Source organism: Pyrinomonas sp. (genome assembly GCF_040289685.1).
GTDB lineage: Bacteria > Acidobacteriota > Blastocatellia > Pyrinomonadales > Pyrinomonadaceae > Pyrinomonas.
In genome coordinates this window covers 12,466-35,327 of sequence record NZ_PSLQ01000023.1, presented here as the reverse complement: position 1 = coordinate 35,327, position 22,862 = coordinate 12,466, and the positions used below count along the sequence as shown (strand labels likewise).

Sequence of the window (22,862 nt, the reverse complement as noted above, 5' to 3'; positions counted from 1 at the left end):
AAAGGAGATTGACAGTTCCGGCGATTGACGGGTAACATGCTCTGCCGAAGGCGGCCGCATAGTTTTGGTCTTCGGGAGCCGATCATGAACCGCGCGACCGTAACGATTCCCGAAAAACTCTTCTTCAAGATCGGCGAGGTCTGCGCCATCACGGGCATTCCAGCGCACGTGTTGCGTTATTGGGAATCGGAATTTCCGATGCTCGCGCCACAAAAGAACCGCGCCGGGCAACGGACCTACCGCAAGCGCGACGTGGAGATCGTCCTGCGTATCAAGGAGCTGCTTTACGAAGAGCAATACACCATCGCCGGCGCGAAGAAAAAACTGGCGGGCGAACTGCGGGGCGCGAGCAAACTCAAGGTCGTAACGCCTGAAATGAGCGGACCACAGCTTGTCGTCTCGACCGATCAAACTCCGGTCTATGTCGAACAGGTCGCTGCGCTGACCGACGAGCAGAAAAGAGCGCTTCGCCAGCTCGGGGAGCAACTGAGAGAGCTTCTCGCGCTGCTCGATGACGACGCGATGACAGGCAGCTCGCGTCGCGCATAATGCAGTTCCGTGTCGTGCGAGATCGAGCAAAGGACGAGCGCACCGCAGGGCAACTGGATGGACTTCGAAGGTTCGTGCGCACGTGGTGTGCCCGCGCAGTCGAAACTGCTTGACGCTTTGGACCGCTTACGCGCGCGTGGTGCGCCGCAGGTCATCGCATCGCCGTAGCGCCACAACCCCCTCAAGTTCGCGGCGCGCGTTCTCGCGAGGCTGTGCTCTTGATTGGCGCGCCGTTTGTCGCCTATAATTTTGAGCTGGCCGTGACGGTCTTGATGGAGGGCGAACGAGGTTGCCCCAAAGCGAGGTCGCCCGTCGAGGCGCGACGCTATGCTGAAGAAGACCGGTCGGCATGCGGTAAAGGTCTTGCCGGGACGTGGCGCAGCCTGGTAGCGCGCACGCTTGGGGTGCGTGAGGTCGCTGGTTCAAATCCAGTCGTCCCGACCAATCAGACGAGGGCCTTCATCCACGGAAGGCCCTTTTGCTCTTCCAACCGTCTCGATGGCGACGATGGGTGAGAGCAGATCAGCGTCTTCGCCCGATATGGGCGAGAGCCGATGGGCGCTTTCAACCGCTTTTGCCTTTTCGGCTCCGTGCCGTCTAGTCCTGCATCTCGGCGATCGCGATGCGCGAGGTCAACGTCCGATGCACGGGGCATCTGCTCGCGATCTCGCGCAGACGCGCGCGTTGCTCGTCGGTGAGCGGCCCGTCGAATTCGACCCTTCGTTCAATTAGATGAATATATCCGCTCTCGCTCTGCGCGCATTCGGCACAATCGCCGGCGTGGATGCGTCTTTGCCGAAGCCTGACGCGAACGCTTTCGAGCGGCCAGTTCTTACGTCGCGCGTACATCATGACGGTCATCGAAATGCAGCCGCCGAGCGCCGCGAGAATGAGCGTGTAAGGGTCTGGTCCGGCGCCGTCGCCACCGGCGCTCACAGGTTCGTCGATGATGAAGGTTTGTCCTTCGCCGTAGATCACTTCGTTCTGAAAGTTTCCGAGCGATCGGACGATGACTTCGCTCATCTTGGGCCTCTCCTTTCTTCGCTCAGCCTGCCGCAGTCGCGCGTCTCGTGTCAACGACGCTCTAGCGCCATTAGCGCGCGAAACTTGCGGCCATTAGCTTCCTGCGCGTACACTCTGCGAGTTCGACGCAATTTCATCTTGGGAACCGAAACGGATGAAGATACACGAGTATCAAGCCAAGGAATTGTTGAAAAGCTACGGTGTGGCCGTTCCGCGCGGCGTGGTCGCGCGCACGCCCGATGAAGCTTATCGCGCAGCTCAGGAACTGGCGACCGTGCCGGTCGTCGTCAAAGCGCAGATTCATGCTGGCGGGCGCGGCAAAGCGGGCGGCGTCAAGCTCGCCCAATCGCCCGACGAGGCGCGTGAAATCGCCGCGCGCATGCTTGGCAGCAAGCTGGTCACGCATCAGACTGGGCCAGAGGGGCGCGAAGTGCGCACGCTTCTCATCGAAGAGGGGTTGCCCATCGATCAAGAGTTCTACTTGGGCATCGTGCTCGATCGCGCGACGGGCCGCCCGGTCTTCATGGCTTCGGCAGCGGGCGGCATGGAGATCGAGGAGGTCGCCGCGCGCTCGCCCGAAAAGATCTTGAAGGAGGCGGTCGATCCGGCGGTCGGTTTTCGCCCCTTCCAAGCGCGCAAGCTCGCCTTCGGTCTCGGTTTGCCGAACGATCTGGTCAATCAAGCCGTGAAGTTCATGCTTGCGCTCTACAACGCCTACGAACAGATGGACGCTTCGCTGGTCGAGATCAATCCCTTTTTGCTCACCAAAGACAAGCGTCTGATCGCGCTCGATGCCAAGATCAACTTCGACGACAACGCGCTCTTCCGTCACCCGGATTACGCCGAACTGCGCGATCTGAACGAGGAAGAGCCGCTCGAGATCGAAGCTTCCAAGTACGATCTGAACTACATCAAGCTCGATGGCGACATCGCCTGCATGGTCAACGGCGCGGGGCTGGCGATGGCCACTATGGACATCATCAAGCTCGCTGGCGGCGAACCGGCGAACTTCTTGGACGTCGGTGGCGGCGCTTCGCAAGAGCGGGTTGAGGCAGCGTTCAAGATCTTGCTCGCCGACGAGAACGTGCGCGCCGTGTTGATCAACATCTTCGGCGGCATCGTCCGTTGCGACATGGTCGCGCGCGGCGTAGTCGAAGCGGCGCGCAAGACGGGCGTCAAGGTGCCGGTGGTCGTGCGCTTGCAGGGCACGAACGTCGAAGAAGGGCAGCGCGTCCTGCGCGAATCCGGCTTGAACTTCACGGTTGCCGACGGCATGAAGGATGCTGCGGAAAAGGTTGTTGCGCTCGCGCGCGGATCGTCGAATTGGAAGCGGGATTGAAGGCTCCGCGTTTTCCTTGTACGATCCGGCGTGAAGCCAAGTGCACAGAAACTCGCGCGCGAAAAGGAGGCGTCAGATGTCGGCACAACCCAGGTCCCTCTTCACGCTCGAAGGACGTTTCGCGCTGGCGCAAGGCTCGGAGCGGCGCTTTGAGTGCCGTGGTGGCGAAATCTTCCTGGTCTTTGGCAGGACTCGCCAGCACGACGAAATCGCTTCGAATCCGGTTTTTACGCTGCGCCGACGCCCATCAGCGAAAAAGTGTCGCGTTTGCGACATCGCCGTTCTCGTCCCCGCGGTGCCGCCCTATCGCTATCCCGATGGGAGCGTCGCGCGTGGACGGGCGGAGTTTCGCCGCGCCGAAATGTTCGATGCGCTCACCTTGGTTGCAATGGTTGGTCTGGACAGAAAGGACGTTTGATGCTGAAGCTATCTTTTTGGGGCGCTGCCGGTACGGTCACCGGTTCGAAATATCTAATCGAGAGCGAACGCGCGAAGGTCCTCGTCGACTGCGGCCTCTTTCAGGGACTCAAAGAGTTGCGAGAACTGAACTGGGCCGATCCGCCATTCGACCCTGCCGCTCTGGATGCCTGCCTGATCACGCACGCGCACATAGATCACATTGGGTATCTGCCGCGTTTGGTTGCGCGCGGATTCTCCGGTCCGATCTACTGCACGCGCGCGACCGCCGAACTGCTGCGCGTTTCGCTTCTCGATGCGGCGCGGTTACAGGAGGAGGAGGCCGACTATCGCAACCGTCACGGTCTGACTTCGCACACGCCCGCGCTCCCGCTCTACACGGAGGAAGATGCGCGCGCCGCGTTCGATCTTTTGCGGGTGGCGAGCAACGATGGCGCGCCCATTGAAGTTGCGCGCGGCATCGGCGCGAGCTTTCGCGTTGCCGGACACATCCTCGGCGCCAGTCACATCCTCGTCGAAGCGGAAAGAATGGGGTCGCCGCCGCTGCGCATCCTTTTTTCAGGCGATCTCGGACGACCCAATCAACCGATCATTCGCCCGCCTGCGCCGCCACCTGCGTGCGATTATCTTCTTCTCGAATCGACTTACGGCGATCAACTGCACGACCGCACGCCGCCGAAAGATCTTTTAGCCGCCGTCATCAATGAAGCTGCCGAAAGCGATGCTCCGCTTCTCGTCCCAAGCTTCGCCATCGGGCGTACGCAGGAGATACTCTATCTGATCCGCGAACTCGAAGACGAAGCGCGCATTCCCGTATTGCGCGTGCGGGTTGACTCCCCGATGGCCAACGCGATCACGCAGGTTTACCAGAACCGAAGCGAAGAGCAGGATGAAGCGTATCGCGACCTAGTCGCATTGAAGCGTCGTCCGCTTCACACTCACGCGATGCTCGTCGCCTCTTCGCGCGAAGAGTCGAAGAGCTTGAACGAAGAGCGCGGCGCGCGCGTCATCATCAGTTCATCCGGCATGATGACGGGCGGGCGCGTGCTCCATCATGCGATGCGCATACTGCCAGACGAGCGCGCCATCATCTGTTTCGTCGGCTATCAGGCTGCTGGGACGACCGGACGGAAGATCCTCGACGGCGCGCGCGAGGTCAAAATCATGAAGGAGCTGATACCGGTCCGCTGTCGCGTCCGGCAAATCAGCAGCCTTTCGGCTCACGCCGATTACGAAGAGATGCTCGCCTGGTTGAGCGGACTCGAACGCGCGCCTCGCACCATCTTTCTTACGCACGGCGAGCTGCACGCCGCCGAGGCCTTGCGCGGCCACATCGCGGAACGTTTCGGCTGGACCACAAGCATTCCGCAATACGGAGCTGAAGTGGATCTCGTTTGAGATTCGACGCGCGCGCATGAAACCTTGGAGGGAGCTGAGCGTTGCGATGGGCTGCGCTTCAGAATTGGCTGCCGACCTTTCATCTTTCGCGTAAGCGCGCCTCTCGTGCTATACTGTCGCGTTTTTCGATCCATTTTCGAGCTGCGCAAAAGGGAGCGACTTAAACTTTGAGCGTACTCGTTGACCGCAACACGCGCCTCATCGTTCAAGGCATCACGGGCAAAGAGGGAACCTTTCACACGCGGCAGATGATCGAATACGGCACGAAAGTGGTCGGCGGGGTAACGCCCGGCAAAGGCGGGACCGCGCATGAAGGCGTGCCGGTTTTCAACACCGTCGCCGAAGCCGTGCGAGAGACAGGGGCCAACGCCTCGGTCATCTACGTTCCGCCAGCGTTTGCCGCCGACGCGATCATGGAAGCGGCTGATGCCGGCGTGCCGCTCGTCGTCTGCATCACCGAAGGCATCCCCGCGCTCGACATGGTGAAAGTCAAGCGTTATTTGGAGGGAAAGAGGACGCGGCTAATCGGGCCGAACTGCCCCGGCGTCATCTCGCCGGGCAAATGCAAGATCGGCATCATGCCGGGCCATATCCACAAAGAAGGGCCGATCGGCGTCGTCTCGCGCTCTGGGACTTTGACCTATGAAGCGGTGGACCAGTTGACCCGCCTCGGACTGGGCCAGTCAACGGCGATCGGCATCGGCGGCGATCCCATCGTCGGGACGACGCACACGGACGCGCTGCGGCTCTTTCAAGACGATCCCGAAACCGAAGGCATCGTGATGATCGGCGAGATCGGCGGCACGGCGGAGGAAGAGGCCGCCGCGTTCGCCCGACAGCACGTGACCAAGCCAATCGTCGCCTTCATCGCCGGACAGACTGCGCCGCCGGGCCGCCGTATGGGGCACGCGGGCGCGATCATCTCCGGCGGCAAAGGCACGGCGGCGGAGAAGATGCGCGCGCTCGAACAAGCGGGCATTCGCGTCGTCCGCTCGCCTGCCGAGATCGGCGCGACCATGCGCGAGGCTTTGAAGGGGCGGTGAACGCTCGAAGACGCGGTCGCGCTCCGACCCGTTCGAAGACTTTTGTGACGCGAGCTTCTCATCCGATCACTTCTCATCGAGGAGTTTTTATGACGAATGATCTGACGCTTGGCATCATCAAGCCTGATGCGGTAAGGCAAGGCAAAGTCGGACTGATCTTGCAACGGATCACCGACGCCGGATTTCGCCTCCGCGCGATGAAGCTGATCCACATGACGCGCGAAGAGGCCGAGGGCTTTTACGCCGTGCATCGCGAGCGCCCGTTTTTCGGCGAGCTGACGGCTTTCATGTCGAGCGGGCCTTGTGTTGTAATGGTGTTGGAGAAAGAGGATGCCGTGCGCGCCTGGCGCGACCTGATGGGCGCGACCGATCCGGCGAAGGCTGCTGAAGGGACCATTCGCAAGGAGTTCGGCTCCAACGTCGGCGAAAACGCCGTGCACGGCTCCGACTCGGATGAAAACGCGGCGATCGAGATCGCTTACTTCTTCAGTCGCCTCGAAATGGTCTGACGAGATGCGATTTCTGATCGGCTCAAACGCAATCTGTTAGTTCAAAAGCGCCATGTCAATCATCAGCGACATCGTCGAATCGACCAAAGCGATCATCAAGGGGATGAGCGTCACCTTCTCGAAGATCCCGAAAGAGAAGTGGACCGTTCAGTACCCGGATGAACCCGTCACCGTTCAGCCGCGCTACCGCGGGCAGCACCTGCTCCACGTTGACGAGAACGGCAAGGAGAAATGCGTCGCCTGTTTCTTGTGCGCGGCGGCGTGTCCATCGGATTGCATTTACATCGTCGCCGCGGATGACCCGCGCCCGTATGAAGAAAGAATCGGCGTCGATAACCGCTACGCCGCCGTCTACAACATAGACTACGGGCGCTGCATCTTCTGCGGCTTCTGCGTCGAGGCTTGTCCGAAGGATGCGATCACGCACGGTTACAACTTCGAGCTATCGGTTTACAACCGAGCGGATCTGTTGAAGACCAAAGACGACCTGCTCATCACCAAGCAGAAGCAATCGCCCAACTATCGCGTCGCTTGGGCCGACGAAGACGTCGATTCCGAATACAAGGAAGTCTGAGCGGCAGAAACTCTTCTCCCCGCCAGAGGATGCGGCTGATTTCGCCATCCTTCGGCCTTTTCTCACTCAGCAAGGCTTTTGAATTTGCTCGAGCTTCGGGCCTCACCTTAAAATCTTTTGCGTTCTACAAATTCGATCGCCGAAGATGAAAGATGATCCACGCCATTCTCTTCGATTTCAACGGTGTCATCATCGACGACGAACCGCTTCAACTCCAAGCTTATCAGGAAGCGTTGAAACCTGAAGGCATCGCGCTGACAGAACGCGACTATTACGAATCGCTCGGCATGGACGAAGTGACGTTCGTCATCAATGCGTTCGAGCGGGCAGGCAAAGAGCTTTCCGACGCCGCCCTGACGCGCGTCTTGAAGCGCAAGACCGAACTCCATCGCCGCATGCTCGAAAGCGAACTGCCTTTTTTCCCCGGCGTCGTGGACTTCATCAAAGCGTGCGCACGCCGTTACACGCTCGGTGTCGTCAGCATGTCGCGGCGGCGAGAGATCGAAGAGATACTCGCACGGGCCGAACTCGACAGGTTTTTTCCCGTGATCGTCAGCGCCGACGAGGTGCAACTTTGCAAGCCGAATCCGGAATGCTTCAACCGCGCCTTCATTCTCTTGAACGCAGCCCGCCATGCAGCGGGGGAAAGCCAGCTCTCACCAGCCGAATGTTTAGCCGTTGAGGATTCTCCGCCCGGAATCCGCGCGGCGCGCGCCGCGGGGATGCGCACGCTTGGCGTCGCCAACACCGTTCCAGCACAAGTTTTGCGCGAGGCGGGGGCTGAAGTCGTGACACCGAGCTTGGCCGATTGGACGACGGACGCGATCCATCACCTCTACGAGACTCCTTGAAGGAAAACGGAGACGAAAGCTTTTTTCTCGACAACTGCGAAAAGGTGATGCCAGAGCGAAGGTGCCGCGGAGGCTCGGCTTTCAGCGCGACGGTGGATCGAAAGCGTGCGGTTCGTAGTTTTCGTCCAGCCACACGAGCTTGACGACGCGCACGCGGTCGTCTCCGCATGTTTCATTCCCGCAGCGGGCACCTACAGCGAGGATGCGGCGCGGATCGAAGCGTTTCGGCAGCAGCACGGCGACGCGAAAGTATCCGGCGCGGTCCACGCGCAAGCGATCGTCGCCCATATCGGAAGAGAAGACGCGCTTTACGCCCTTTAGTCGCACGTCGAAAGCGATTTGCTCAACTCTCTGCGCGGCACGAGCTTCGATGTAAAGGTAAGCGCGCGGATCGGCGATGGTGTTGATGTCGGTCGGCATGTCAGCGATGCGTCCTTCGCGTCGTAGTTCTTCCGCCATGATGCGATAGGTCCATGGATTAGCATCCATCAAGCTTTCGCGCGAGGCGTCGTTGAGATCGGCGCGCATCGGAAGCGGCGCGAAGAGCACTTTGGAACAGGCCAGATCGGAAAAGTTGTTGTTGTCGGAAGCGATGGCGAGAAGCGGATGCCTGCCGCGTGCCCGCTCTCCGGTGAAAGGTTTGGTTTCGTGCTCGACGCCTTGGTAGCTCTCTTCGATGATCTCTCCATCGCGCAGCGAGACTTCATAGATCCACTCGATGTCGGTCGCGCGTCCCCAACGCGCCATGAGCGCGACGGTTGGCGTGCCGCCGTCTTCGTTGGAGAAGATGGCGGAGTAGCGAAGGCGAAGCAGACCCGCCGGACGGCGCTCCGCTTCGTAATAGATGAGCAATGGAACGTCAGTGAAGCGGTCAATCGAATTAGCGCGCGCATAGAGCATGGGAGCGTATGCGATGGCAAGCGCTTCTTCTCCGTTTGCTCGATCGAAGATGAGCGGGCGGGCCGCTTTCACTTCCGCTCGCCGAGCATTCTTCGCGCTGCGCGCTTCGTCGAGCACGATGGTGATGGTGTGCTCCCCGGCTTCGAGTCTGCCCAAAAGCACGCGGTAGGTGAAGAGCGCCTCTCCTGCCCATAAGAGAAGGTCTTGATTGCGCGCGCCATCGACGATGATGGCGAGTGCCGCGGCCTCGGCGCCCTTGTGCGCCCACGATGCGCCGGGTGAGCGCGCTTCGATCTCCAGTCCGACTTCGCTCGCTTCACGCAGGGCGAGCTTTTGCGTGAGCAGAACGGGATGTTCGTCGTTGTCGGCAGCTTGGTTGCGTGCGGGTTGGGCGAAGAGCGCGGAAACGAGCGCGCACAAGAGCGCGAAAATTGGTGCGGTGATTTTCATCAGATCACGGCGGCACTTGCTGACCCCGCCTGAAGGCTGCGCGAGGAGTGCCGCCTTCCTCCCTTCTTTACATCAAAGCGCATTGGATTACCACTTTCCGTCCGGGTATGGACGTGCCCCGCGTGTGGCGTGATCCACGACCGAGACGAAAACGGCGCAAAGAACATTCTGGCGGTCGGGCAGCCCCGTCTGCGCTTGGAGGGGGCGTCAAAGCTGGTACGGCTGTGCTGAGCAGCGCCCAATGAAGCGCGCACACGCTCGGATCACCTCCGAGAATCCCCCGGCTGCGCGCCGTGGGGAGGATGTCAACGTGTTGTGGTCCGTGATGGCGATGAAATCCAATCCCGTGGATTGCGCACGTGTGACCAACTCCTCGATCGCCCAATCGCCGTCGCTATGGACCGTGTGCAGGTGCAAATCGCCGCGGAACCAGCCGGAAGATTTTCCGCGAGAGGGTGGGAGCGATGCCCGTTGCGGTGCGCGCGCAGCGGGCATCGCGCTTGCGCCATTGGTTGGGCTGCTTGCGGAGCGTGGCGCAAGGAGGGTAACTGTTGCGTCGTCGGAGCGAGCGACGGCAATCGGCGCCGTCGCTGCCGACACGCTCGTTTTTTGTTCGGTCGTGAAGCGCAGCGTGACTTCGACGCCTTCGAGGGCGATGCGATAAAGTCCGAGGATCACGCGCCAAGTCCCAGCTTGAATCGGTCCAGGAAGGCAGCTTGGAGTGGCGCGATCCTGCGCAATGGTCACCCGCTTACGCCTTCCGCCGCTCCAACCACGAAACCCTCGCTGGTCCAGCGGTGAACCGGAAAAGCGCGCATCGAAGAGGCCGAGGTCAATCGCATTCGCTCCGCCAGCGCGGTCGTATGCGAGTTCGATCGTCACGGCGACCGTGCCTGTCGGAACGTCGAAAGGCAGATAGACGTAGCGGCTATCTGCGGCGCGCGGTGGCACGAGGCGCATCCTTTTCTCCACGATCTTCGAGCCTTGAGCCATGGAGAAGGCTGACGCGCTCAAGAGCGCGAACGCGAACAACCTGTTTCTGAAGAATTCTGCGCACATCTCGTTCAAAATATGTCTTCGCCTCGTCCCGGCGCTCTCGCCGGTTTTCGCGGCGCCCTTTCATCTTTCACTCCCGCTTCGTCTTCCATGCGCTGAGAGTTCAAGCGCGATCCGCTAGAAGTTGAGTCTCAAAGCGAACTGCATGACGCGCGGATCGCCAGCCAAGGTCGTGATCGTTGCGATGTTCGACCCGCGTATATCTCTGTTCGGCAGACCGAAGTTGGCGCGATTGAGCGCGTTGAACATCTCCCAGCGGAACTCCAGATAACGCGCTTCGCTCCCTAGCGAGAAGCGCCGATGGATGCCGAGATCAAGCGAGGCGAAACCGGGACCCCGCAGGACGTTGCGCCCTTGATTGCCGAAGCGCGTCGCGCCAGTCGGTAAAGGTTGAAAGGCGCGCGGTTCGAACCATTTATCAACCGTCGGATCGCTTACGCGCGGATCGGCAACGAGATCGGGCAACGTCGTCGAGAGGGCGCCCAGAAAGAGCGGATCGCCCGATTGCGTCACCGTAAACGGCCTGCCGGAACGCAGGTTGAAGGATCCGGTCAAGGTCCATCCGCCGAAGATGGCGGCGCTGACGCCTTGTCGCAGGCGAGCGCGTCCGCGCCCGAAGGGTAGATCCCAGATGCCATTGATCACCAAACGATGGCGCACGTCGAAATCCGATGGCCCGTACCAAGAGCGCAGATCGCGCGCGTTCTGCGGGAAACTGTTCGATCCGCCGCTGGTCAGATGCTCGAAAGAGTTATCGAGCGATTTTGCGAGCGTGTAAGCGATGCGTGTGGTCCAGCCGTTGCTGAATCGTTTGTCGAGCGTCGCTTCCATCGAATGGTAATTTGAAATCCCGTTGTCGTCGCGATATTCGATCAAGCCGTAGGCCGGATACGGGAAGAAGAGCGCGCGTGCCGGTAGCGACACGTTTGGATCGGGGTCGTTGATTGCCGCGGGTTTCGGACCCGGCAGCGGTTGGTTCAGGTCACGCAACGTCATCAAGTGCGTCCCTTTGCTCCCGACATAGCTCACCTCGGCGAGCCAATCGCGTCCGAGCTGCCGTTGCACGCCTATGCTCCACTGTTGCATGTAGGGCGTGCTGGCATCGGGATTGGCAGCGCGAAGTTGCACGCGGCGCACATCGACGTTGGCTGGCGAGAGAGTATCCGAAGCGAACCCGGTGCTCAGACGAAGCGCTGGTGTGAACGTATCGCTCGTGAAGTTGTAGTTGACGAAAAAAGGCGGATTGAGCGCCAATTGATCTTCCGAACCGATGCGATCGATCAAGTTGTAATAGATGCCATAACCGCCGCGGATTACCCACGAATCGGTAGGAGAATAAGCGAACCCGAAGCGCGGTGCGAGGTTCAGGTGATCGGGACGCACCAGCGCGCGATCGCGCAGCTTGCCATCACGGGCTAGGCGTAACGCGGCGAGAGCTTCTTGCGGCGTGCGCGCGCGCCGGGCGGCTTCCGGATCGAAATTGACCACGCGATTGTTCTTTTCATAAGCCGGCGAGCCGAAGTCGTATCGCATGCCGAGGTTAAGCGTCAAACGCGGCGTCGCCTTCCAGTCGTCTTGAACGAAGAAGGCATACAGGTAGCGGCGCTGGTTGACGATGACAAGATTAGCGAGCGCGGCATTGCGCGCCCAACCGACTAAAAAATCGGCAAACGGCGCGCCCGTGCCTGTGAGACCACCGGCGAACTGCGTGTAGCTTCCATCGAACCCAACGCGCCCGCGCGTTGCCGGAACGTCAAGGTAATCGAGGCGCAAAGGCCACATCACGTCCGCGCCGAAGCGCAGAGCCTGCGTGCCGCGCGTCCAAGCGAGCGTATTGGTGAACTGAAACTGCATCGAGTGTTGAAATTTCGGCAGGAAGTCCGGCGACCCCAAACGCGGACTGAAGCCGGAGATGACCACGCCGGGAACGCCGCCTTGAACTTCCGGCTTGTTCGGAATTCCTGGGATATAGTCGCTCGATGAGCCTTGCCCGAAAGGTTCTTGCACGCCATTGGCGCGCGCGCGCGCGTGGCCGAAGCGAAATTGATTGACGAGCGTTGGCGATAACACTGAATTCCACCCGATGGTGAGCGAGTGGCTGGTGATGTCGTTCTTCCCCCACGCGGATGTGTCCGTGCCATCGGCGATGCCGCCGAAAAAGCCGGGAACGAAACGGGTTCTTTTACTGTAAACGTACCTGCCGAAAAGATCGTTGTTCGAATTTAGATGCCAGTCAATCCGTGTAGTGAGGCGATCCTGATCGTCGGAGATCGAGGGCGTGCGCGCGAAGTTGTTAACGCGTCCAGGCAGATTCGGAGCGGGCCACAAAGACGCTAAACGCGCTGCAACCGGATCGATGTTCGTGATGCGATTGGCAGGAAAGGGTTGGCGGATGAAGCGCGGGTTGAACGGCGAGACGGGCTGTGATGGATCGAAACGCGGATTGGCGACTTGCGTGCGCGGATCGAAGATTTGGCCGCGACGCACGAACTGGCCCGATGGCGTGCCATCGGGATTGAGGATCGGGATGCGCTGTCCATTGAAGAGCAGCTCTTCGCCGAGCAGGGCCGAGAAATCTCCGCTGCGTTCGGCGGCGAGCGGCACCGTCGCGATGCGCAACACGCCCTGCCGGATGCGCGTCGCTTCGTAATCAGCGAAGAAGAAGGCGCGATCTTCGACGATCGGCCCGCCGAAGTTGCCGCCGAATTGGTGTTGGTTGCGTTGCGGTTTGCTCCGCCCGAGACGATTGGAGAAGAAATCGTTGGCGTCGAAGATCTTGTTGCGGAAGTACTCGTAGCCGAGGCCGCGAAGCTGGTTGGTCCCCGATTTAGTCGTCACGATGATCACGCCGCCGGCGGAGCGTCCCGTATCGGCGGAATACTGTGCCGTGATCACTTTGAACTCGCCGATAGAATCAACGGACGGGCGTACAACTTGAGTCGAAAACTCTTGCACGTTGGTCGAGATCGAGTTGTTGTCTTGCCCATCGAGGATGAAGTTGTTCATCAGCGAGCGCGTGCCGTGGATATTGACGCCGCCGGTACGTCCCGAAGCCGTGCCGCCAGCTTGTTCAGTGTAGGGGTCGCCTTGCGTTCCGGCGACCTGCACAAGCAGATCATCCCATGTTCTTTGTGTCAACGGCAGCGTCGTGATGCGGCGGTTATCGACCGTGTTGCCGAGCGATGCATCCTCGCGTTGCAAAGACAATGGCTCGTCGGTGATCGTGACTGCTTCGGTCACCTGTCCGACAGCCAATGTGAAATCCAAACGCGCGCGCTGGCCGACGAACAGCCTGAATTCCGGGCGCGTCTCGCGACGAAAGCCAGCGCGTTCAACAGTGATCGAGTAAGGACCAGGCCGCAGGTTGGTGAAGGAGTAGTAACCATCCTCGCCGGTCGCGGTCTGCGCGGAGATGTTCGTCTCCAGATTTGTGAGCACGACGCTGGCGCCGGGAACGGCGGCGCCGTTGGCGTCTGCGACCAATCCGGTCAGGGAGGCCGCATCAACCTGCGCGCGCGCTTGATCTCGTGCCGCGAAGAGCAACAGAAACGCGACAGCCAGCGCGAGGCAAGAGCGAGCGGAGAGAAGATTGAAGTTCATTGAGCGCTCCTTCGTTTTATCATCGGCGCGTACCAAGACGCGCGGCTTTCGGAATGAGAATTTTTCCAACCCCGATCATTGTGGCGCAGGGTTAACTCTTGCTTACCGGAGCTTTGCTTTGGCCTTAAATCTTTCGCGTCACGCTTGTGGCGCGAAGAGCGCGTTGGTCCTTATGTTTTCAAGGGATCTTTCGAGGGGCGTTTGGCCGCGGCGAAAGGTATCGCGCGAAGGGTCGGCGGAGAGTTGGCTTGGCGAGACTACGCCGCTTTGTTCAAGATCGAGATGAAAAAATCCCCGGAAGAGCCAGCATAGCGCGCTCTTCATGCGTTCGGGAGAATTCAGCGGCATGCGGCGAGGAATTTGAGGCGTTGGACGGTGGCGCTTGAAAAGCTAAAGCCGAAGAGCGCGAAAGCACTCTTGCGCTCTTCGGCAACGAAAGGAGCCGGGCGGCGAAGCGCATCACTCGACGACCGTGAACTTCGCTGAGGGCATCAGCGTTTGACCCGAGACGCGATCTTTGATGCGCACTTGCAACTCGTATTCGCCGGGCGATAGTCCGCTGGTCGAAAGCAATTTGGCGAGCGTCAGCCGTTGACCGGCATCGCTCATGCCGCGCCAATCTTCGGCCACCTTGTTCACCTCTTTGCCGTCTTTAACCAAGACGTATTCGACATCCACCGATGGACGAAGGGTCATCTGGTCGATGCCGGCATTGTAAACCTGCATGTAGATGCCGACGGGTTCGCCGCGTCGGTAGATGCCTGAAACGTTCGGGATGACTTTGTTCTGCCCGATGACGAACTGACCGATGGCCGGTTGATCGATCAAGCTTTGGAGTTTGGCCGCGAGCACGAGCGTCGAAGTTGAAAGTTTTTGTGAGTCGTATTTCGGCACGGTGAAACCGACGTGGCGAACGCCAGTTGCGCCGGAGTTGATATCGCGCACGATGACGTCGATTTTGTAGGTGCCGGGCGGAAGCGCCACCGCTTTTTGATAAGCCGACTTACGGTCCTTGATATTGGCTAGTTCTTCTGGCGTGGCGGTGGTGATCACCGGATCTTCGAAGACGCCCACGCGCCGACCAGCGACCGACGTGATGCGTCCGAAGATGTTGAGTTGGGCCGTCTGCACGCCACCGACATCTTTGAAGACGAGATCCCGATTTTCGGTCTGGATCGTAAAAGCTGTGACGACGCGATCGTCCGACTGGCGGAAGAAGTCTATCCGCATATCGAAATTGAGCGGATTGTCTTCGACCGCGGGAGTATTAACGGCTGTCGCCAAGTCGTTGAATTTGATCTGCGGCGCGCGTTCTAGGTCGGCCAGCAGTTGAAGGCGCGTGAACGGATTGTCCTGCTCGCGCATGTAGCTGTTCGGGCCGGTCAGCCCCGCAATGCGGTCGGCCTTGTTTGCTAGCCCTAGCTGTTCGGCGAGCGTCAACCCAGCTCCCGGCACATAGAGCAGCGCATCCTTTTCGTATGGCGAACGCGCGATGCGGTACTCGCCCGTGCCGGTCGGATCGACGAACTCTATTTCGACGCCGGAGCCGACGCCCGGAATGTAGCGGTAGAACCAGACCTCGAAGGGATATGTAGTGGTCGAGCCGCCGCCTTCGTAATAGGGGCGCTCGTATGGTCCACCCATCGGGTGGGACTCGATGGAATCCGGCTTGCCGAACTTGATGTAGATGCGCCCGCGATCGGTCTTCCATCCGGGGATGCCGGAGGTGAAGTGCTGATTAGCGTAGGCGATGCGCTCGTAGTATTCCTCTTTGAACTCGTTCTCTTCGGTGTCTGGATCAGGGTCGCGGCGCCGCCAGAAGGCTTCAATGAACTGCTCGCGTTCCTCGTCGGTTTGCAGTTTCAAGAAAGCTTTGCGCTCTTCGTCGGTGATGATGTAGGCGACATCCTCTTCGAGCCATTTTTTGTAAACCTTTTTGAGTTCCGGCTTGACATTGCGCGGGCGTTCTTCAACCGGCGTTTGGTTGCGGTTTTTGTCTTGCGCCCACACTGGCGGCAAGGCCAGCAGGAAAACCAAAGTCCAGACGAAGACGCGGAGTAAGTTGCCACTCATCGTTCACGCTCCTCGAGGATAAAAACGTTTCAAGTTGCCTTCGCTGCGAGTCGGACCAAAGCTCGTGACGAACCTGATGCTTTTGGGCTTAGCCTGAAGATTTTAGAATCCGGCGCAAAACCGAGTCAAGCCGCCTCCTCTTCGGCAACGCGCTCTTTACCGAAGATCCACGCGACGAAGATCGAAACTATGTAGAGAACGATCATCGGTGCGGCGAAGAGCATCATGTTCGGGACGTCGTTCGTCGGAGAGAGCACCGCCGCCGCGATCAAGATCACGATCAGCGCCGGGCGCCAGATGCGTATCAACAACCGCGCCGAAACCAGCCCGATGCGCGCCAGAATATAGGTCACCGCGGGCATTTGGAAGACGACGCCCATGCCGAGCATCACCAAGATGATGAAATCGAAGTAATCGCTCGCGCGTAGCAGCAGTCGAAAGTCTTGTCCAAGGCCGAGCAAATAGCTCGCCGCTGGCGGAAAGATAACGTAGTAAGCGAAAGCCGCGCCGATGACGAACGAGATGGTCGAAAGCAGAATGAACGGCAAGGCATAAGCGCGTTCGTGCGGATAGAGTCCGGGCGAGACGAAAGCCCAGATCTGCCACAGGATGAACGGCACTGAGAGACAGACGGCGGCGTAGAGCGAAACCTTGACGTAGAGCGAAAAAGGCTCCATCGCTGTCGTGACGATCAACTTGTCATCGATGCCCGGCAGCGCATCGGGGCGCGTATCGAACTCGGTCGGCAGGCGCACGCCTTTGGGGATCACCGTCGGTCCAGCGATGATCGGCTCATCGGTGAACAACCCGAGGCGCCCTTGCGCATCGCGCGCCACGCGGGCTTGCACCGAAGTGCCGGCTGGAATCACGCTCGATCCGAGTTTGGTCGCTTCGGCAAAGACGTAGCGCCCGGCTTCGCCTTCTCGCAGCGAATCGAGCGACAAAATACGCTCGTTTCCCGTCAAGCCGCCGAGCGGCAATTGCCGCTCCTGCGCCTCGGCCAACGCGCGCCTGATCGGAATGGCCAAAAAATTGTAGATGTAATCGGAGACGAACCAGCAGAGGACGAAGGCGACGAAGACGAAAAGAATGGACCGGATCAAACGGCGGCGCAGCTCGTCCAGATGTTCGAGAAAAGACATCTGCCCGCCGAGTTCTTCCTCGCGTTCCGGCTCGATTTCAGCTTTGGTCAGTGTGGATGCCATGTTCTGGATTCAAAAACTCGCTCCAGGAAAATCGCCGCGCCGAGAAGGGCATCAAAGCCATTCGCGTTTTTCCGCCGCGTCGGTCGGCGGTTCCTCTCGTTTCCCCGCATCGCGGGCGATGGTGTGGGCTGCTGGTTGAACCGATGGTTCGTATTGATCGGTGGTTGGGAAACTTTCGGTCTCGCGTGGCGCCGCATATTCGGGCGAGATTGGTTCAGCGACCATGGCGCGTGAAATCTCCCCCTCTTTCTCAAACCGCTCGCGCTCGACCTCCATCTCCCACGTTCGTTTGAAATCTTCGGAAGCGCGCTTGAATTCGCTCAGACTACGCCCGAGCGAACGCCCGAGTTCGGGCAAACGGCGCGGTCCGAAGATGATTAGGGCGACGACCAAGATGACGAGCAGTTCGGTCGTTCCCAAGAATTCGAAGATCAGCAGAAACATCTTTCTCCCTCCCGCCTCTTTGCTGCCATCGCGCCGGAGCTAGTCCCTTTTGCGCATCCCCTCGCAGAGGTTCCACTGCAACCGATGAAAGGAGAATGAAAAATGGATTAAATTCCTTTCATCATCTCTCGTCCGGCGACATGTCCGCTTTTTGGATGCGTCGCTCCGGTGATCCCTTTGCTTCGGTCCACGGTTCGCCGTAGCGTTCTTTGAAGACGATCTCGCACAACGGCAGGCGCCCCGGGTAGGGCTTCTCCTCGCCGCGCATCCGCCCGATGGCGAGCAACCCGACGACCTCTGCGTCGGATGGCAGCCCGAATTCGCGTCGCACGCCTTCGGCATCAAAGCCTTCCATGAGCACCGTATCGAAGCCGTAAGCTTCGGCGACGAGCATCATCGTCGTCAGCGCGATCGCCGTTTGGCGCGTCACCCATACATCGGCACGCTCTTGCTCCAAGGCTTTGACGGCTTGCGCCACCTTTTGTTCAACATCTTCGAGTCGTCCGGCACCACGCCGCGCCCCTTCGCGAAAGATACGTTCGGCCTCCTTGCGCCAACTCTCCTTCAACCCGACGCCGATGATGACGACGGGTGCTTCACTGATCTTGGCCTGATTGAAGGCGACGCGCTGCAAGCGCGCGCGATTTTGCCGATCGCGCACGACGATGAAACGCCATGGTTGCAGGTTATAGCCCGATGGCGCTTGTGCACCGAATCGCAAGATGGTCTCAAGCACGTCGTCCGGCACCTCATCGGAGGCGAAGCTGATGGTGGCGCGCCTTTCAAGCAGAATGCGCGTGATCGGTTTGAGCGGGGACCCATCCGGCTGTGTTGCCGGAAAACTGGTCGGCGGCTCATCCATCTCAAACCTTTTGGCTCCGTCAATCGAGGCGACAGTCATTGCGACTCGATTGTAGCGCGTCGCGTCGGCGGTGCAAACCCGCGAAGATAAAAGAAATCTGAAAAAACCGTTTCAAATCACCGGTCGGTCCCCGAACAAAAAGCGTGCTCCCACGCTGTTTGATCTAGGCGGCAGAAGAGGGCGCGGCCACGATGGTCGCGTTCGAGGTGCTTTTTGCTCGAATGGAAGCTGTCGCCGCTCGGTCGGCGATCTTCGCCGCCGCGAATTCGAGCGGTGTTCCGCGTTGAGATGAAAGCCAACGCGCGATCGCGCCCGCAGGGGCGCGGAACGGCTATGCTTTCGTTTGAGAGGAGAACGCGCGCCGCGTTCTCTTTGACCGCAACGATTGCGGCGCTTTATGCTGAAAGCCTTGGAGGAAGGAACATGAGCAGAAGCGCTCAGCGCATCGCATCGCTATTGCCTTCGGCCACCGAGATCGTCTGTGCGCTCGGCCTCGAAGAATCGCTTGTTGGCATCACGCACGAGTGCGATTACCCGCCTTCGGTGACGACCAAGCCGCGACTTACGTCGAGCCGCATTTCGCACGAGACGATGTCGAGCGCGGAGATCGATCATGCCGTCCGTTCCCAACTGGATGGACACGGTTCGATCTACGACCTGAACGAAGAACTGTTGCGCCAACTCGCCCCGGATTTGATCTTGACGCAAGAGCTTTGCGACGTTTGCGCGGTCAGTTACCGCACGGTTAGTCGCGCCGCGCGCCTTCTCGATGCGGACGTGCGCGTCGTCTCGCTCGAACCGAACACCATCGAAGATATCTTCGACAACATTAGAACGGTGGGCCAGTTAACCGACAGCGTGCGCCAAGCCGAGCGCGTTGTGGGACAGCTCGCCGCGCGGCTGGATGCGCTCGGTGCACGCACCGCCGATGTCGCCCGCCCGCGCACACTGTTGCTCGAATGGTTGGAGCCGCCCTTTGCTCCGGGCCACTGGGTGCCAGAACAGCTCTCGTTTGCTGGCGGCGATCCGTCGTTCGGTTTCATGGGCGCACCGTCGCGCACGACTACCGCCGAAGAGATTCGTGCGTACGATCCGGAAGTGATCGTGCTCATCCCCTGCGGCTACTACATCGCCGACATCTTTCGCGCTCTCGAAAAGGCTGTGCTTCCTGAGGGTTGGAGGGAGTTGACCGCCGTGCGTCGAGAACAAGTCTGGGCTGTAGATGCGACCGCGTATTTCAGTCGACCGGGACCGCGCGTGGTCCGCGGCGCCGAGATACTTGCGCGCATCCTTCACCCCGATCGGTTCGGTCCGCCTGACGAACGAGAAGCTGTGCGCGTGCCGCTGGAATTGATGCGCGTCGAAGCGTAAGGATGACGGACTTGCGATCTTTCGCGTTCTGCGACCGGCTCCATGCCGTTGGAGGCATGGAACGGATGAAGCTGATCTTCGTGGCCGCCAAAGAGGAGGCGATGACGTAGGACGTTTCGGGTACGCTCGCTTGAAAGTTGAAACGACGGGGAGCGTTGCAAACGAAAAATCAGTGGTTCAAATACCGTGAGCCATTCGGGGATGACGGAACAGGAATTCAAGGGCGCATCTTTCGAAGGGTTCGCGCAGGTTGCGGAGTCACTCGCGGCGACGAGCCGGAAGCTAGAGAAAGCGGCGCTTCTCGGCCAATATTTGCGCGGTCTTGAGGACCGAGATCTGCGCTGTATTCCTGCTGGGCAGCAATTCGCCTTGAGCGACGCGCGCACGACCAGCGTCGGCACCGCGTTGCTGCGCGAAGCGTTAAGCGAGGCAACTGGTGTAGAGATCGCAGCGCTGCGCCCGCGCTATGTGCGCTTGGGCGATGCCGGCGAGGTCGCTTTCAAGGTGATCAACGAAACGTGCGGCAAGAGCGGTTCGCTGAGCTTGACGTTGGCCGACGTCGAAGATTTGATCGGCGCGCTGAGCGCAAGCGTGACGCGAAGAAGGAAAGGACATGCTCGCGGAGGCTTTCCGCCGCACAGACGCGTTTGAGGCGAAATACTTGACCAAACTGCTCGCAGGCGACCAGCGCATCGGTCTGCGCGAAAGGCTAGTGGAAGATTCAATTACGCGCGCTTTCGAACGCCCTTTGATCAGCGTCGCGCGCGCCAGCATGCTTACGGGCGACGTCGGCGAAACGGCCGTGCTTGCGCGGCACAATGAATTGGAACGAGCGACTGTGCGTCTGTTTCATCCGGTGAAGTTCATGCTCGCCTCTGCCGCGCTCGATGCAGCGGATGTCGCTCGGACCATGAGCGGCGAATTCTTCATCGAAGACGAATACGACGGCATACGCGCGCAAGCGCGCACATCGGCGGCGGGCGCGTGCGGCTCTTCTCCCGCACGCTCGACGAGGTGACACACCGATTTCCCGAGCTGGTCGAGGAGCTGGCGAAGCTTTCTGCCGATGTCATCATCGACGGCGGGATCGTTCCCGTCCGCGCCGGACGGGGTCTGCCTTTCAGTGCGTTGCAGAAGCGGCTCGGGCGAAAGACGGTTTCAGCAGAGATGATCGTAGTCTTTTGCCATCGCTTCGGGATCAGCCGTCGGTTGGGACTTCGATGCGAATCAAACGTTCGCGCGCGTAGAAGTAAAGGCGAAATGGACGCAGCGCATCGCGCCCCAAAAGCACGGGCGTCTGCGCCTCGACTCCGTAGAGGAAGTCAGTCGGCACATTGCGCAGCAACATCGTGCCGAGCGCGATGGTCGCCGGTGCGATGCGCCGCGCGTTGATGCCACCCCCGCCGAGATCACGCAACACCGCATCGGTTGGCCCATCGGCAGGCGGTTCGATGCCGAGCCTGCGCGCTGCAGCAGAGTTCACAGCGAGACCAAGACCCGATCCCGTGTCGAGCAGAGCGCGCTGTCCATTTGCGAGTCGGACGAACGGACGACGCCCTTGCGCATCGGGCAACCAACGCACAACGGTCATTTCGCGGCTTCGTGCAAAAGCCTCTTCTCCATCGAGGGCGCACAGTTCGCCCGCAGGCATGTCTATAACGTAATTGAGTGGCCAGAAAGCTTCCGTCGGGTCGAGTATGCCGTCGAGGCCGCGAGGCAGCGGTGCAATGATGACTGCTCCTTCAGCGGGAAGGAAATTATCTGCGTCGCCAATGGCGAGCTTGCTGATGCGCGCATGCGTTCCGGTGACAATACCTCTTCCGCTCAGGCCGGTTATTTGGGACTCGCGTGCCGTAGGTTCTACGCGCGCTTGCGCGGCAACGCGCGGCGCGATGATGGTTGCGCCGGCTCCGGTGTCAATGGCGAAGACGTAAGGTCCAACGTCGTTTATCCAGACATCGACAAGCAACCCACGACCCTCGCGCTCCTGAAAACGAACGGGACGCGGCAGCGCGCGTGAGGTGAACGTTGCGGCGAGCGATCGCTTGAGGGAAAAAATGGCAGCCCCGACATGCGGAGCTGCCCCAATGAAAGTGACCAGAAGGAGGAGGCTAAAAACGATGCCAAGCGCTTGTTTCTGCATGACGCGCCCGAAAACACCGTCTCAAGGCGATCCGAAAGATCACGGCGTTTTTGAAACTTCAGGAGTTAATATCGGCGGTCGTCACGCTTGCGCAACTTGTAAGTGTATAGCGCCGAGCCGCCCGCACCAGCAAGCGCGCCGATCAATGCGCCTTTCTTGCCGCCGACTGCGCCACCGACCGCGGCCCCGACGCCCGTGCCGATAGCCACCGTCAACTTGTCACGGTGCCGATCCCAGAACGAGCGATTGTCCCGACGGTAACGCACATAGCGGCGATCGTTGTTGTAATCATAATAGACCCGACGCGCGCTGCTCGAAGAGCGAACCGGCACGTTGCGATAAACCACCCTTTCGCTCGGGCTCGATGTCGCGCGTGTGCCAGTCGCCTCGCTCCGGCCAGCGCGGAAGCCCTCGGCGAAACCATCGCGATAAGCGATCTGTTCTGGTGTCAGTGCCGCTTCGCTAGTCTGTTCGTTTTGCGGCGCCGGAGTTGTTTGCGCCGTCGGCAACATCTGCGCTTGCGTCTGTTGCGTGGTCGCTGGCGTCGTCGTTGGCGCAGTTGTCGCATTCGCTGTCGGCTCTGGAACTTTCGGCCCCGTAGAACGGGACACAAGAGCACCGACAGATCCGCCGAGCAGTGCCGCCGCTAAGCCGACCGCGAGAATCTTATGATTGGTGTTCGCTAGCATGATCTCTTCTCCTCAGGAAAAGCTCTTAAGTACTGACAACGGGGAAAGCTCACCAGACGAAGGAGCAATTGCCGTTCCATTGGGAAGGGACCTACAGGATAGCAACCGAAGTAGCGATGCTTTCACATATTGTTGCGTGGGATGTCGACGACGTCGAATCGAAGTTACAATCAAGTTGCAATCAGATCGCAATCTTCGCGTGACTGCTGAACATGCGGTGAATCGCATTGCGAATGCACCAAAACGTCGAACGTGAATACGAAATCAATCATCCGCTGGAACACTTTTGAACTGCGCCTGAAGCTCTCCGGAAAAGCGGTGCCAGCCCTTGATCGGAGTCGGCGGCGGCACCGGTGTCCTTAAAAA

The 22,862-nt window shown here is 59.9% G+C and carries 22 protein-coding genes, 1 tRNA gene and 1 pseudogene; 14 read left to right on the top strand and 10 right to left on the bottom strand.

Features of this window, described 5'->3' with window-relative positions; genetic code table 11:
- Nucleotides 1-84 precede the first annotated feature (84 nt).
- Together C4334_RS07065 and C4334_RS07060 are read left to right on the top strand one after the other, a co-directional pair.
- Nucleotides 85-549, top strand: a complete 465-nt coding sequence (locus C4334_RS07065) for a MerR family transcriptional regulator (protein WP_352431383.1) — start codon at nt 85-87, stop codon at nt 547-549.
- 367 nt (nt 550-916) lie between these two features.
- Nucleotides 917-993: transfer RNA gene (locus C4334_RS07060), tRNA-Pro, on the top strand.
- A 153-nt stretch (nt 994-1,146) separates the two neighbouring features.
- Here C4334_RS07060 and C4334_RS07055 read toward each other — a convergent pair.
- Complete coding sequence (locus tag C4334_RS07055; protein ID WP_352431382.1) at nt 1,147-1,572, bottom strand: OsmC family protein; 426 nt, start codon at nt 1,570-1,572, stop codon at nt 1,147-1,149.
- Nucleotides 1,573-1,726: 154 nt separating this feature from the next.
- On the opposite strand from C4334_RS07055, the gene sucC reads away from it, so the two are divergent.
- The 7 genes from sucC (at nt 1,727) to C4334_RS07020 (ending at nt 7,703) form a co-directional block, all read left to right on the top strand.
- On the top strand, nt 1,727-2,911 hold the full coding sequence (gene sucC / locus C4334_RS07050) for an ADP-forming succinate--CoA ligase subunit beta (RefSeq protein ID WP_352431381.1): 1,185 nt from the start codon (nt 1,727-1,729) through the stop codon (nt 2,909-2,911).
- 76 nt (nt 2,912-2,987) lie between these two features.
- Nucleotides 2,988-3,329 (top strand): hypothetical protein, encoded by a 342-nt coding sequence (locus tag C4334_RS07045; RefSeq protein ID WP_352431380.1) that lies wholly within the window; start codon nt 2,988-2,990, stop codon nt 3,327-3,329.
- A complete protein-coding gene (locus C4334_RS07040; protein ID WP_352431379.1) occupies nt 3,329-4,726 on the top strand; it encodes an MBL fold metallo-hydrolase RNA specificity domain-containing protein in 1,398 nt (465 codons plus the stop codon). The genes C4334_RS07045 and C4334_RS07040 overlap by 1 nt, the downstream gene beginning before the upstream one ends.
- Before the next feature lie 167 nt (nt 4,727-4,893).
- A complete protein-coding gene (gene sucD, locus C4334_RS07035; RefSeq protein WP_352431378.1) occupies nt 4,894-5,769 on the top strand; it encodes a succinate--CoA ligase subunit alpha in 876 nt (291 codons plus the stop codon).
- Nucleotides 5,770-5,858: 89 nt separating this feature from the next.
- Nucleotides 5,859-6,278: a nucleoside-diphosphate kinase gene (ndk, locus tag C4334_RS07030; RefSeq protein ID WP_352431377.1), complete on the top strand. Its 420-nt coding sequence runs from the start codon at nt 5,859-5,861 to the stop codon at nt 6,276-6,278.
- 52 nt (nt 6,279-6,330) lie between these two features.
- Nucleotides 6,331-6,852, top strand: a complete 522-nt coding sequence (locus C4334_RS07025) for a NuoI/complex I 23 kDa subunit family protein (protein ID WP_352431376.1) — start codon at nt 6,331-6,333, stop codon at nt 6,850-6,852.
- A 152-nt stretch (nt 6,853-7,004) separates the two neighbouring features.
- Entirely contained in the window at nt 7,005-7,703 is a 699-nt protein-coding gene (locus tag C4334_RS07020; RefSeq protein ID WP_352431375.1) for an HAD family hydrolase, read from the top strand.
- A gap of 81 nt (nt 7,704-7,784) precedes the next feature.
- Here the strand turns inward: C4334_RS07020 and C4334_RS07015 are convergent, their stop codons facing one another.
- A complete protein-coding gene (locus tag C4334_RS07015; RefSeq protein WP_352431374.1) occupies nt 7,785-9,053 on the bottom strand; it encodes a hypothetical protein in 1,269 nt (422 codons plus the stop codon).
- A gap of 36 nt (nt 9,054-9,089) precedes the next feature.
- On the opposite strand from C4334_RS07015, the gene C4334_RS07010 reads away from it, so the two are divergent.
- A complete protein-coding gene (locus tag C4334_RS07010; protein ID WP_502943411.1) occupies nt 9,090-9,284 on the top strand; it encodes a zinc ribbon domain-containing protein in 195 nt (64 codons plus the stop codon).
- Here C4334_RS07010 and C4334_RS07005 read toward each other — a convergent pair.
- The 6 genes from C4334_RS07005 to C4334_RS06980 form a co-directional block, all read right to left on the bottom strand.
- A complete protein-coding gene (locus tag C4334_RS07005; protein ID WP_352431373.1) occupies nt 9,261-10,025 on the bottom strand; it encodes a PHP domain-containing protein in 765 nt (254 codons plus the stop codon). The genes C4334_RS07010 and C4334_RS07005 overlap by 24 nt on opposite strands.
- Nucleotides 10,026-10,226: 201 nt before the next feature.
- Nucleotides 10,227-13,709, bottom strand: coding sequence for a TonB-dependent receptor domain-containing protein (locus C4334_RS07000; protein WP_352431372.1), 3,483 nt, complete (start codon nt 13,707-13,709; stop codon nt 10,227-10,229).
- 459 nt (nt 13,710-14,168) lie between these two features.
- Entirely contained in the window at nt 14,169-15,782 is a 1,614-nt protein-coding gene (locus C4334_RS06995) for a GWxTD domain-containing protein (RefSeq protein ID WP_352431371.1), read from the bottom strand.
- Between the two features lie 125 nt (nt 15,783-15,907).
- Nucleotides 15,908-16,987 (bottom strand): twin-arginine translocase subunit TatC, encoded by a 1,080-nt coding sequence (gene tatC, locus C4334_RS06990; protein ID WP_352431370.1) that lies wholly within the window; start codon nt 16,985-16,987, stop codon nt 15,908-15,910.
- A gap of 51 nt (nt 16,988-17,038) precedes the next feature.
- A complete protein-coding gene (gene tatA, locus C4334_RS06985) occupies nt 17,039-17,431 on the bottom strand; it encodes a twin-arginine translocase TatA/TatE family subunit (protein ID WP_352431369.1) in 393 nt (130 codons plus the stop codon).
- Nucleotides 17,432-17,552: 121 nt separating this feature from the next.
- Complete coding sequence (locus C4334_RS06980) at nt 17,553-18,332, bottom strand: nitroreductase family protein (RefSeq protein ID WP_352431368.1); 780 nt, start codon at nt 18,330-18,332, stop codon at nt 17,553-17,555.
- A 384-nt stretch (nt 18,333-18,716) separates the two neighbouring features.
- On the opposite strand from C4334_RS06980, the gene C4334_RS06975 reads away from it, so the two are divergent.
- From C4334_RS06975 to C4334_RS06960, 4 genes and pseudogenes are all read left to right on the top strand, one after another.
- Nucleotides 18,717-19,664, top strand: a complete 948-nt coding sequence (locus C4334_RS06975) for a cobalamin-binding protein (RefSeq protein WP_352431367.1) — start codon at nt 18,717-18,719, stop codon at nt 19,662-19,664.
- A 201-nt stretch (nt 19,665-19,865) separates the two neighbouring features.
- Entirely contained in the window at nt 19,866-20,315 is a 450-nt protein-coding gene (locus tag C4334_RS06970; protein ID WP_352431366.1) for a hypothetical protein, read from the top strand.
- A complete protein-coding gene (locus tag C4334_RS06965; RefSeq protein ID WP_352431365.1) occupies nt 20,278-20,682 on the top strand; it encodes a hypothetical protein in 405 nt (134 codons plus the stop codon). The genes C4334_RS06970 and C4334_RS06965 overlap by 38 nt, the downstream gene beginning before the upstream one ends.
- Nucleotides 20,649-20,774: pseudogene (locus C4334_RS06960) on the top strand (hypothetical protein); the annotation flags it as partial. The gene C4334_RS06965 and the pseudogene C4334_RS06960, both read left to right, overlap by 34 nt.
- 88 nt (nt 20,775-20,862) lie before the next feature.
- Here C4334_RS06960 and C4334_RS06955 read toward each other — a convergent pair.
- The gene (locus tag C4334_RS06955; protein ID WP_352431364.1) at nt 20,863-21,807 is read right to left on the bottom strand and encodes a retroviral-like aspartic protease family protein; all 945 of its coding nucleotides are present in this window, start codon (nt 21,805-21,807) and stop codon (nt 20,863-20,865) included.
- A 65-nt stretch (nt 21,808-21,872) separates the two neighbouring features.
- Nucleotides 21,873-22,418 carry a hypothetical protein gene (locus C4334_RS06950; protein ID WP_352431363.1) on the bottom strand — a complete coding sequence of 182 codons (546 nt, stop codon included), beginning with the start codon at nt 22,416-22,418 and terminating at the stop codon, nt 21,873-21,875.
- Nucleotides 22,419-22,862 lie beyond the last annotated feature (444 nt).

Excerpts from the sequence above, each read along its gene's own strand:
- tatA (WP_352431369.1), bottom strand. The coding sequence starts at position 17,431 with ATGTTTCTGCTGATCTTCGAATTCTTGGGAACGACCGAACTGCTCGTC.
- C4334_RS06980 (WP_352431368.1), bottom strand. The coding sequence starts at position 18,332 with ATGACTGTCGCCTCGATTGACGGAGCCAAAAGGTTTGAGATGGATGAG.
- C4334_RS06965 (WP_352431365.1), top strand. The coding sequence starts at position 20,278 with ATGCTCGCGGAGGCTTTCCGCCGCACAGACGCGTTTGAGGCGAAATAC.
- C4334_RS07045 (WP_352431380.1), top strand. The coding sequence starts at position 2,988 with ATGTCGGCACAACCCAGGTCCCTCTTCACGCTCGAAGGACGTTTCGCG.
- tatC (WP_352431370.1), bottom strand. The coding sequence starts at position 16,987 with ATGGCATCCACACTGACCAAAGCTGAAATCGAGCCGGAACGCGAGGAA.
- C4334_RS07020 (WP_352431375.1), top strand. The coding sequence starts at position 7,005 with ATGATCCACGCCATTCTCTTCGATTTCAACGGTGTCATCATCGACGAC.
- C4334_RS07065 (WP_352431383.1), top strand. The coding sequence starts at position 85 with ATGAACCGCGCGACCGTAACGATTCCCGAAAAACTCTTCTTCAAGATC.
- C4334_RS06970 (WP_352431366.1), top strand. The coding sequence starts at position 19,866 with ATGACGGAACAGGAATTCAAGGGCGCATCTTTCGAAGGGTTCGCGCAG.
- C4334_RS07000 (WP_352431372.1), bottom strand. The coding sequence starts at position 13,709 with ATGAACTTCAATCTTCTCTCCGCTCGCTCTTGCCTCGCGCTGGCTGTC.
- C4334_RS06995 (WP_352431371.1), bottom strand. The coding sequence starts at position 15,782 with ATGAGTGGCAACTTACTCCGCGTCTTCGTCTGGACTTTGGTTTTCCTG.
- ndk (WP_352431377.1), top strand. The coding sequence starts at position 5,859 with ATGACGAATGATCTGACGCTTGGCATCATCAAGCCTGATGCGGTAAGG.
- C4334_RS07015 (WP_352431374.1), bottom strand. The coding sequence starts at position 9,053 with ATGAAAATCACCGCACCAATTTTCGCGCTCTTGTGCGCGCTCGTTTCC.
- C4334_RS07055 (WP_352431382.1), bottom strand. The coding sequence starts at position 1,572 with ATGAGCGAAGTCATCGTCCGATCGCTCGGAAACTTTCAGAACGAAGTG.
- C4334_RS06975 (WP_352431367.1), top strand. The coding sequence starts at position 18,717 with ATGAGCAGAAGCGCTCAGCGCATCGCATCGCTATTGCCTTCGGCCACC.
- C4334_RS06955 (WP_352431364.1), bottom strand. The coding sequence starts at position 21,807 with ATGCAGAAACAAGCGCTTGGCATCGTTTTTAGCCTCCTCCTTCTGGTC.
- sucC (WP_352431381.1), top strand. The coding sequence starts at position 1,727 with ATGAAGATACACGAGTATCAAGCCAAGGAATTGTTGAAAAGCTACGGT.
- C4334_RS07025 (WP_352431376.1), top strand. The coding sequence starts at position 6,331 with ATGTCAATCATCAGCGACATCGTCGAATCGACCAAAGCGATCATCAAG.
- C4334_RS07040 (WP_352431379.1), top strand. The coding sequence starts at position 3,329 with ATGCTGAAGCTATCTTTTTGGGGCGCTGCCGGTACGGTCACCGGTTCG.